Origin of the sequence: Streptomyces sp. NPDC005483 (assembly GCF_040606035.1) — a bacterium.
In the GTDB taxonomy this organism is placed as follows: domain Bacteria; phylum Actinomycetota; class Actinomycetes; order Streptomycetales; family Streptomycetaceae; genus Streptomyces.
Window position 1 is genome coordinate 1 of record NZ_JBEXEA010000127.1, and the last position, 1,285, is coordinate 1,285.

Consider the following 1,285-nt stretch of genomic DNA (forward strand, 5'->3'; position numbering starts at 1 on the left):
TGAAGTTTCCCCGTGATCTTGGACACTCGATGGTTATGCCGTGAGGGCGTGTTGGTGCCGTTGTCTGGTCTCGGCTGGGGTGAGGTAGCCGAAGATCTTGTGTTTGCGCAGGCGGCGGCGGTTGTAGAAGGTCTCGATGAAGTTGAAGACCTCGGCGCGGGCAGTGGCCCGGTCGGGCCAGGTGCGAGTGCCGATCTCCTCCTTGAGCAGGGCCCAGAAGCTCTCCGCGGCGGCATTGTCGAAGCAAGATCCGGTGCGTCCGTAACTCTGCCGAAGTCCCAACTCCCTTATTCGGGAGCGGAATTGGGTCGAGGTGTATTCGCTGCCGCGATCGCTGTGGATCACGCAGCCTGACTCCAGGTGGCTGCGGCCGTGGGCCATGTCCAGGGCGTCGAGGACGAGTTCGGCGCGGTGGTGGTCGGCCATGGCATAGCCGACGACCTCGCGGGTGGCCAGGTCCAGCCAGCAGGCGAGGTAGAGCCAGCCCTCTGCGGTGGGCAGGCAGGTGATGTCGCCGACCAGCTTGGTGCCGGGGCGCTCGGCATGGAAGTCGCGACCGATCAGGTCCGGGGCCGGCTTCGCCTTCTTGTCCGGCCGGGTCAGCGAGCGGTGTTTGCGCCGGGTGACGCCGCGGATGTCGCGCTCGCGCATCAGGCGGGCGACGCGTTTGCGGTTCACCCGCCGCCCGCGGCGGCGCAGTTCGGCGTGGATGCGTGGGACGCCGTAGGTGCGACGGGAGGCGAGGTGCAGCACGGTGATCTCGTGGGCGAGTGCGTCGTCGGCGGCCTGCCGGGCACGGCGGGCGGCCTCGCCCTCGCGCCAGGCGTAGTAGGAGGAGCGGGCCACGTGCAGTACGCGGCACAACAGCGTGATCGGGTAGTTCGCCTTCTCCGCGTGGATGAACCGGCACAACTCGCTCACCGGTCGTTCTCCTTGACGAAGAAGGCGGTCGCTTTTTTCAGGACCTCGATCGTCTGCTGCTGTTCGCGGTTCTCCTTGCGTAGCCGCCGCAGTTCCTCACGCTCGGCGCTGGTCAGCTCGCCGCCCTGGCCACCGCCTCGGTCGGCCTTGGCCTGGCGGTACCAGCCGCGCAGGGATTCTGAGCTGATGCCCAGTTCCCGGGCCACCGCGGTGACCGTCTTGCCCGAGGAGTCGACGAGCGCGATGGCGTCCCGCTTGAACTCCTCCGTGTACCGCTTCGTGTACTTGCTTCCCACCTGGTGCTACTTCCTCTGGAACCTCAGGTTCCAGTCTCCAGGTGTCCACGATCAAGGGGAAGCTTCAG

The 1,285-nt window shown here is 66.8% G+C and carries 2 protein-coding genes; both read right to left on the minus strand.

Annotation, left to right across the window (positions count from 1 at the left end; all coding sequences use genetic code 11):
- Positions 1–33: 33 nt before the first annotated feature.
- On the minus strand, positions 34–921 hold the full coding sequence (locus ABZT06_RS50585) for an IS3 family transposase (RefSeq protein ID WP_355756725.1): 888 nt from the start codon (positions 919–921) through the stop codon (positions 34–36).
- Complete coding sequence (locus tag ABZT06_RS50590; RefSeq protein WP_355756727.1) at positions 918–1,217, minus strand: transposase; 300 nt, start codon at positions 1,215–1,217, stop codon at positions 918–920. The genes ABZT06_RS50585 and ABZT06_RS50590 overlap by 4 nt, the downstream gene beginning before the upstream one ends.
- Positions 1,218–1,285 lie beyond the last annotated feature (68 nt).